Annotated in this window: 1 protein-coding gene; it reads right to left on the reverse strand. The window is 48.9% G+C overall.

What is annotated here, in order from left to right:
* On the reverse strand, positions 1–219 hold a 219-nt coding region (locus tag LKX83_RS33340; protein WP_227887597.1), incomplete at both ends, for an aminotransferase class V-fold PLP-dependent enzyme.

Genomic DNA, 219 nt, shown 5'->3' on the forward strand with positions numbered 1-219 from the left:
TATAGCACGCATCTACTTCGTTGACATCAATCCCTACCTGCACACCGCCAAGCGATGTAACCGCATCCACAATCAACAGGGCATCATGGGCATGCACAAGTTGAGAGATTTCGGTAAGTGGCTGGAGAGCCCCTGTGGATGTCTCAGCATGTACGACAGCTACCGCTTTAATATCGGAATGATTCTTCAACACCGTCTCAATCTGATCCGGTTGAATAG

Source organism: Cohnella baijiui, from assembly GCF_020731285.1.
Lineage (GTDB): Bacteria > Bacillota > Bacilli > Paenibacillales > Paenibacillaceae > Cohnella.